The 9187-nt window shown below is 37.7% G+C and carries 6 protein-coding genes and 1 pseudogene; all 7 read left to right on the plus strand.

All coding sequences use genetic code 11. The annotated features are described in order from the left end of the window. Positions 1 to 88 precede the first annotated feature (88 nt). Complete coding sequence (locus tag V3595_RS25585) at positions 89 to 2269, plus strand: malate synthase G (RefSeq protein WP_485910476.1); 2181 nt, start codon at positions 89 to 91, stop codon at positions 2267 to 2269. A 186-nt stretch (positions 2270 to 2455) separates the two neighbouring features. Then, a complete protein-coding gene (locus V3595_RS25590) occupies positions 2456 to 3652 on the plus strand; it encodes an NAD(P)-dependent malic enzyme (RefSeq protein ID WP_485910478.1) in 1197 nt (398 codons plus the stop codon). A gap of 16 nt (positions 3653 to 3668) precedes the next feature. Beyond that, a complete protein-coding gene (locus V3595_RS25595) occupies positions 3669 to 4448 on the plus strand; it encodes a fumarylacetoacetate hydrolase family protein (protein WP_485910480.1) in 780 nt (259 codons plus the stop codon). 72 nt (positions 4449 to 4520) lie between these two features. After that, positions 4521 to 5297 (plus strand): IclR family transcriptional regulator, encoded by a 777-nt coding sequence (locus V3595_RS25600; protein ID WP_485910482.1) that lies wholly within the window; start codon positions 4521 to 4523, stop codon positions 5295 to 5297. Between the two features lie 598 nt (positions 5298 to 5895). After that, entirely contained in the window at positions 5896 to 7587 is a 1692-nt protein-coding gene (locus V3595_RS25605) for an L-lactate permease (RefSeq protein WP_485910484.1), read from the plus strand. A 383-nt stretch (positions 7588 to 7970) separates the two neighbouring features. Continuing rightward, on the plus strand, positions 7971 to 8618 hold the full coding sequence (locus tag V3595_RS25610; protein ID WP_485910486.1) for a hypothetical protein: 648 nt from the start codon (positions 7971 to 7973) through the stop codon (positions 8616 to 8618). Between the two features lie 495 nt (positions 8619 to 9113). Next, positions 9114 to 9187: pseudogene (locus V3595_RS25615) on the plus strand (VOC family protein); the annotation flags it as partial.

The raw sequence follows: 9187 nt of genomic DNA on the forward strand, positions 1-9187 counted from the left end.
TAAGAAAATTACATCCTAGAGAGAACAAATTACTTTTTTCCAGAGAATTATCTAAAATAAAATGTTGATTTTCAAGGAGGAACTCATAATGACAAAATATATTAAATCAGGGAATCTTCAAGTTGCAACGGAATTATATGAATTTATTAATTCAGAAGCTCTACCAGGTAGTGAAGTGGATCGTGACCAGTTTTGGTCTGGTTTAGAAAATTTGATCAATGATTTAACCCCTAAAAATAAGGAATTATTGGCACATCGTGAAGAGATTCAAAATCAAATAAATGCTTGGTATCGAAAAAATAATAATGATTTTGATTTTGAAGAGTATAAATCATTTTTAAAAGAAATTGGATATCTTGAACCAGAGGTTGAAGATTTCAAGATCACCACTGAAGGTGTGGATGCCGAAGTCGCTATCCAAGCTGGACCGCAACTGGTTGTTCCAGTTAATAATGCTCGTTATGCAATCAATGCCGCCAACGCACGCTGGGGAAGCCTTTATGACGCACTTTATGGTACAGATGCAATCAGTGAAGAAGATGGTGCACATCGAGAAGGTGGCTACAATCCAGTTCGTGGTGCTAAGGTTATTGAGTTTGGAAGGGAGTTTCTTGACCAAGCGGCTCCATTAAGGGAAGCTTCTCATAAAGATGCTGTGAAATACACAATTGAGTCTGGAAAGCTGAATGTTGCACTCCGGAATGGAGAAACGACAGGACTTGAGGACGAATCGAAATTAACTGGCTATCAAGGACAACCACAAGATCCAAGTGCTGTACTTTTGAAAAATAATGGCCTTCACTTTGAAATTCAAATCAATTTCAGTCATCCAATCGGAAAAACTGACGAGGCTGGCGTTAAAGATATTCTTTTAGAAGCAGCAGTAACGACGATTATGGACTGTGAAGATTCAGTAACGGCGGTAGATGCCGAGGATAAAGTTCTGGTTTACCGTAACTGGTTAGGATTAATGAAAGGAGATTTATCTGCTACCTTCATAAAAGGCAATAAATCAACGACAAGAACTCTTAATCCTAATCGCATTTATTTGTCCCCGACGGGAGAAGAATTGTCTTTGTCAGGTCGTTCACTTTTGTTTGTTCGTAATGTAGGACATTTAATGACGAATAATGCAATCTTAGATCAAAATGGGGAGGAAATCCAAGAGGGAATTTTAGATGCAATCATCACTAGTCTTCTTGGAAAACATACTCTTTTAGGAAATGGCCCTTACCAAAACTCATCCGAAGGATCCATTTACATCGTTAAACCTAAAATGCATGGATCAGAAGAGGTCGCTTTTGCCAACCATCTATTTGATCAAGTGGAGGAATTGCTCGGTCTAAAACGGAATACTCTAAAAATTGGTGTTATGGATGAGGAGCGCCGCACATCTTTAAACTTAAAAGCTTGCATAAGCGAAGTTAAGGAACGGGTAGTATTCATAAATACCGGATTTTTAGACCGTACTGGTGATGAAATCCATACCTCTATGGAAGCGGGAGCAATGATTCGAAAAAGTGAAATGAAATCATCTACTTGGTTGCAAGCCTATGAACAATCGAATGTTAATACAGGACTTGTAAGCGGCTTCCAGGGGCGTGCCCAGATTGGAAAAGGTATGTGGGCTATGCCGGACTTGATGGATGAAATGTTAAAACAAAAGATTGGTCATGTAAAAACAGGTGCAACTACGGCGTGGGTTCCATCACCTACTGCAGCTACATTGCATGCACTGCACTACCATCAAGTTGATGTAACGAAGATCCAAAATGAAAAAATTAGTGAATCCAGAGACTTGAGGGATGACATTTTACAATTCCCAGTTGCGAAACATTCTGATTGGAGCCCGGAGGAAATACAGGAAGAGATTGATAACAATGCTCAAACTATGCTAGGTTATGTTGTTCGCTGGGTGGACCAGGGAGTTGGTTGCTCGAAAGTACCTGATATCAACGACGTGGGACTAATGGAAGATCGTGCAACCTTACGTATATCCAGCCAACACATGGCGAACTGGCTACACCACGGTATCATAACAAAGGAACAAGTGCTAGAGACGCTTCAGCGTATGGCTAAAGTAGTAGACGAACAAAATGCTGGAGACGCTGCATATCGCTCAATGTCTGCGAATTTTGACGATTCGGTGGCATTTCAAGCAGCCTGTGACCTGATTTTTGAAGGTTATAATCAGCCAAGTGGCTACACTGAGCCAATCTTGCATCGTCGCCGCATTGAAGCAAAAGCAAAGTTTGCTATAAAACAATAAACACCTAGGGGACATTCTATTTTTTTAGGATGTCCCGATCTACAATGTAAAGAGTATATGGCTAATTTAATTGAAGAACTTATTTTCTGTTGAAATGGAGAGATCACAGAATTCCTGAAAGTACTGCAGTTTCAACAACTAACTTTCATTATTAAATAGTGAAAACAGATTGGGGGAGTTGAAGCTATGAAAGACCTTCGGGAAAAAGCGCTAGACCTTCATATGAGGTCTAAAGGGAAAATAAATGTAAATGTAAAAGTAGCTGTAGAAAACGCAAATGATTTAAGTTTAGTATATTCACCGGGAGTAGCTGAGCCTTGTAAAGAAATCTTCCAAAATCCCGAAAAGATTTATCATTACACACTTAAAGGGAACCTTGTAGGAGTTGTTTCAGATGGATCGGCTGTATTAGGGCTAGGCAATATCGGAGCAGCAGCATCGATGCCAGTAATGGAAGGAAAGGCAGCATTATTTAAAGCATTTGCGGATATTGATGCATTTCCTATTTGTCTAAATACAAACGACGCAGAAGAAATTATTTCAATTATCAAAGCCTTGGAACCTACTTTTGGAGGAATAAATTTAGAAGACATTTCAGCTCCGAATTGTTTCATTATTGAGGAAAGACTGAAAAAGGAAATGAACATTCCTGTTTTTCACGATGATCAGCATGGAACTGCGATTGTTACAGCAGCAGGGTTAATTAACGGATTAAAAGTCGTAAATAAACGGATTGAAGAAATTAAGGTGGTTGTAAATGGTGCAGGTGCTGCAGGAATCGCAATTTCAAAATTGCTGCTCAACATGGGTGTTCAGGATATCATTTTGTGCGATACAAAAGGAGCCATCTATAAAGGTCGCGAAAATGGAATGAATTCGATGAAGGAAGAAATAGCTCAAATCACTAATAAAAACAGGCTGGTCGGTGCATTGGAGGATGTTATAAAAGGTACTGACGTTTTTGTTGGCGTCTCAGCTGCTGATGCAGTTAATACCGCCATGGTACAGTCTATGAACAAAGACAGCATTATTTTTGCAATGGCAAACCCGGTACCCGAAATAATGCCGGATAAAGCAAGGGCAGCCGGTGCAGCTGTTGTTGGTACAGGGCGTTCAGATTTACCTAACCAAGTAAATAATGTACTAGCGTTTCCAGGGATTTTTAAAGGGGCACTTCAGGTGTTCGCTTCTGAAATTAATGAAGAAATGAAAGTGGCAGCGGTTTATGCAATTGCAAACTTAATTCAGCCGCAAGAACTGACACATGATTATGTAATACCAAATGCTTTTGACAACCGAGTAGTAGAATCTGTCGCCAATGCTGTAGCAGAGGCAGCAATACAGTCTGGTGTTGCGAGAAAAAAAACCGAAATAGAAGTCTGAGAGGAGCAATAAAACAATGAAGTTTACTAGGTTTATAGCTAATTCTTCCATTCATACAGGTGTTAAAGAAGAAGAAATAATAAGGGTAATTAAGGGCGATATTTTTGGTGCTTGGGAGTATACAGGCCAAACATTTTCTCAGGGTGAAGTTAAGTCTATTGCACCCTTAGAACCAAATCAAATCATTGGAATCGGTGCAAACTTTGTTTCAAATGTGGAAGATCTTCCGGAACAGCTCCCGGAAATTCCGGTATTCTTCTTTAAGCCAACTTCATCAGTGATTGGACCTGAAGAAGAAATTATCATTCCAGAGGGTATCAAGGAAGTAAAGTTTGAATCCGAATTAGCGATTGTCATTGGGAAAGAGGCAAAAAATGTGCCTGAATCCGACGTACTGGATTATGTTTTTGGATACACAGTTGGAAATGACGTAACAGCACCTCAGTTTTTCCACCAGGATGGCCACTGGACAATTGGTAAATCATTTGACACGTTCACTCCATTAGGTCCTGTTATTGAAACCGTACTTGATCCTTTTAATGTAAAGGTCAAAGCAAAACTGAACGATGTTGAAAAACAAAACAGTGCAACTGAACTGATGATTATTCCAATTCGCAGAATGGTTTCCTATCTGACAAAAGTTATGACACTTAAACCGGGAGATGTAATTTTAACAGGTAGTCCTGTTGGAGCAGAGTTGGTCGGCGCTGGCGACGTTATAGAATGTGAAATAAAGGAAATTGGGAATCTTCGAAATACGTTTGTTACTGCTAAAGAAGGTGCAAGAGCGTATTAGGTACGGTTAAAACGCCTGGTGAAAACTATGTGCTATAATGAGTCTATTATGGTTGCACAGAGGTGAGTAATTTTGGACAGAGAGAATATGGTGAAATCTGTGAGCAGGGCGTTAGACATAATTACTATTGTGAGTTTAAAAAAGGGTGGCTTAGGTGTAACAGAGATTTCCAAGCAAATAGATATAAATAAAAGCTCAGTTTATCGGATACTATCAACATTAGTGCAGTATGGGTATATTGAGCAAGATAGTGAAACGGAACGTTATAAGCTGGGATATAAATTTTTAGAGGTTAGTTCCAAATTGCTGGAGTCAATTGATTTGAGATCGGAAGCAAGGCAATACTTGCAAGAACTGGAGAATACCACAAATGAGGTTATCCATCTTGTTGTTTATGACCAGGGTGAAGTGGTGTATATTGAAAAGCTAGAAGGAAACGAAACGCTGCGAATGCACTCTAAAGTTGGAAAACGAGCACCCATGCATTGCACTTCAGTCGGCAAAGCAATTCTCGCTTATTTGCCATCTAATGTCGTGCTTAACATTCTTGAGCAAAAGGGAATGCCCATGCATACTGACAAAACGATTACGAATAAAGATGATTTCCTTCAAGAACTCATTCAGGTTAGAATTAAAGGCTATGCATTGGATCTAGAAGAAAATGAATACGGAATTACTTGTATTGCCGTTCCTATTTTCGATCATTCGGGGAAAGTCATTGCTGCTGTCAGCATATCTGGTCCAACAATGCGTATGACTGATCAGCGGATCGATCTACTACAGTTACAAATGATTCAAATTGGAAAGAAAATTTCGACAAGGCTTGGATTTGAAAGTAGAACTACTTGAAAACCACTATCAAAATTTGTCCGATTCTTTTGAAAAAAAGATATATCGGGCAAATTTTTTTTGTGAACTTTATTTTTAAAACATTCTAAAAATATTGAAATTTTACCAATAATTTGTATAATTGAAATAGGATTAGTGTTTGTTATAGAACAACTACTTATATAGTTACATAACAATAGTGTTTTATCGCAAACTTACAGAAACATTGTTTCTTAATACGAAACAGAAAGGGGGAATTGTCTTATAGAGTGTTATGATGCCGATAGAAGTGTTAAGTGAAATGTTATGTAGAAAAGACAGTAGATTTGCTAGCGTGATTCTTTTTGTATATCTCACCTTAGTCGCAATGTCCTTTAGTAACTAAAGGTTTAAAGCAATTTATAGGCCCTTTACCGGACAAGCACCATAATGATTTTATCATTACGCAACCAAGATAAAATCACAAACATCCGGACTTTACAACACGGAATTTTTAATATTTTCAGTGAATTCAATTTTTTTCACTTTCTTGTAAATTAGAGCAGAAGAAATGGTAGCATATTTTAATGAAAAATATGTAAGCGGTTACTTTTAGGGACTATAAATTGGAGGGTACAATATGACATATACACAAAACTTTACAGTGGTAGGAGATAGCCTAGCTCTATCCGCTATCGTGGCAGTAATTCCAATACTTTATTTCTTCTGGGCATTGGCAGTGAAGAGAATGAAAGGGTATCTGGCAGGGCTCACGACGCTATTGATTGCTTTGATATTGGCGGTTATTGCATTTGGAATGCCAACACAAATGGCGATTATGTCTGCTACACACGGGGCAGTATACGGGGTTTTGCCTATTGGTTGGATCATTATCAGTTCAGTTTTCCTTTATAAATTAACCGTAAAAACAGGACAATTTGATATTATTCGTAATTCAGTTGTTTCACTTACGGAAGACCGCCGTCTTCAGGCACTATTGGTAGCGTTCTCATTTGGGGCATTTCTTGAAGGAGCCGCTGGTTTTGGTGCACCTGTTGCCATTTCTGCTGCACTTCTTGTTGGTCTTGGATTCAATCCTTTATATGCAGCTGGCTTGTGTTTAATTGCCAATACAGCACCGGTTGCATTCGGTGCAATAGGAGCACCCATTATCGCGCTTGAGGGACCTACCGGAATTTCTGCGATGGAGATTTCAAAAATGGTTGGACGCCAATTACCGTTTTTATCTGTAGTCATACCATTTTATTTAATCGTGATTATGGCAGGCTTTAAAAAAGCCTTCGAAGTCATGCCTGCAATTTTAGTAACTGGTATTACTTTTGCAGTAACACAATTCTTAAGCTCTAACTTCCTTGGACCAGAACTTCCGGATATTTTATCGGCTCTTGTTTCATTACTTGCTTTAGCAGTTTTCCTTAAATTTTGGAAACCGAAAACTATCTTCCGTTTTTCAGCCGAACAAGAAATGGCTGCAACACTTGCTGTAAATGAACCTTCTGGCCACAAGCCAACTTATACAGGCGGACAAATTTTTAAAGCGTGGTCACCATTCCTAGTTTTAACGGGAGTAATCTCCCTTTGGGGAATTCCAACCATAAAGCAGGCTCTAACAGGACACTATGAAGGAACAAATGTTGTTTTATCAACGATTAATTCTATAGGGCATGCATTATCGTTTATACCCAACGTTCCTTTATTAAATAATAAGATTATAAACGCTGCGGGAGAAACGATACCTGCCTTTTACAAGCTGGAATTGCTAGGTGCTGCTGGTACAGCGGTTCTGATTGCATCAATCATTACGAAATATATTGTAAAAATTTCTTGGAAGGGTTGGATAGTTACATTCGGTGAAACACTAAACGAACTTAAATTTCCCATTATCACAATAGCTTCTGTTGTAGGATACGCTTATGTAACAAACTCTTCAGGAATGAGCACATCTATGGGTATGGTATTGGCGAAAACAGGATTTTTATTCCCTTTCTTCTCTCCTATACTAGGCTGGCTAGGAGTGTTCATTACTGGTTCTGATACTTCAGCCAACTTACTATTCGGTAACATGCAAAAAGTTACAGCTACTTCAATAGGCATGGATCCGGTGCTCGCAGTGGCAGCGAACTCTTCAGGCGGAGTTACCGGAAAGATGATTTCACCTCAATCAATTGCAGTAGCTTGCGCCGCAGTAGGCCTAGCAGGGAAAGAATCTGATTTGTTTCGCTTCACAATAAAGCATAGTATTATACTGGTGATTATTGTTGGAATCATGACATATTTGCAGAATGGGGTGTTATCCTGGATGATTCCTTAAGTAAGATTGCAAAGCAAATATCTTTATTTAGTGTCAATATGAGTTGATAAAAATAAGAAAAACACCATTTAAAAGTCGCAAGTATGTCAAAGTATATTAGTATTGGTACCTTTCTAAATGCCTTGTTAATAGGCCCAATCATGGATTTTTTCTTACATCTCAACATTCTTCCATATGAAATGCTGGAATACAATAAGTGATTATTCAAAAAAAGGGGAGAACATGTCATCCAGCTGACTTGTTTCCCCTTTTTTCTTTTTCTTTATAAAGAGAAGGAGTTAAGTAAAAATACATGAATTAGATGTAACAGCATTAGACATTACCTTTTTTTAGGTTCGCAGACCTAATCGGGAATGCTGTTCTCTTATAACCTTTTTAACCGTTTGTCCGCCATTCGCCCAGATGCACAACCCGCTCTAGAGTACCCGCTTGCATATGTACTAACCACCGAGTTAGATAGCGTCTTGAGAGTGATGGGAATAATTATCCTGATGGTCCTAAATACAGCAAAAACTTCTCTATATATGACGAGTTTCTTCTATATTAAATTATTTGAACTTAGGTTATCAAACCCCAAAAATAAAATGAAAATGAATTTGTATCTAAACGCATTAAAATATGCAATCGAATTTGAACATAATAGCATGCAATATATGAGTAATGAGGGATTTGAAAATAACGGTTTGTTATATTCTGAAAGAAATATTGAAACATCTTTATATATTGAATTATATTCTCCTCATAGCAGAAGTGATGAACAAAGAAGATACGGTTATAATTTGGAGAAAATTAGTTATTTAAGTTATGATGCAGGCTACAACAATAAACAATGGGCGTACATTCAATTAGAAGAGGCGCGTCCATTTCTAGAAAAGTATGTTTCGTTTAAAGGTGCTGAGGGTGATTTTAAGCATTATGCGTTAGTTAAATTGGCATTGTACTTAGACTGCTTGGAAAATAAATGCTTTATAAATAAGAATATTCCTAATGATTTAAAATACCGTAAGAGACTGCTATCTGATGACGAGTGAATGAATTATTTTCTGATAAATAGCCTTTTCATTATCAATATATTAACGAATATAAGATATTAAGCAACTTTTTAATTTAATTGTAATAGCCAAAATCCTTAGATTAATTTCTAAGGATTACTTGTTCGGTTGAAGGTCTATCAGAATGGTTTAATTTTTTGTTTACATACGGAACATTAGTTCTTATATAATGGTATCAAAGGAGAGGATTCAAAATTACAATACGTGACCGTGGTAAAATGAAATGGCAGTCGGCTTCTTTCATACCGCTAGCATTCGAACTGACCAGCGAAATGTTTATTAAATAAGCGCGCCAATCTAAGCCAATACAAGACGAACATCAAACGGAAGAGTTTGACCTGCGTATAGCATACGCCACAGAATACAATCATGTGATAAGCAAGAAGGAAGCACTGAAATCTAAGTTTTTATTAATGTATAAATTTGGTAAAATTAGATTTTAAAACTAACCAACATCTTTTAGGGAGGAAGCAAATGAAGGTAAATAAAATACATCATGTAGCAATAATTTGTTCCGATTATGAAAAGTCAAAGAACTTCTATGTAAA

Source organism: Bacillus sp. CFBP9009 (genome assembly GCF_036541465.1).
In the GTDB taxonomy this organism is placed as follows: domain Bacteria; phylum Bacillota; class Bacilli; order Bacillales; family DSM-1321; genus Peribacillus.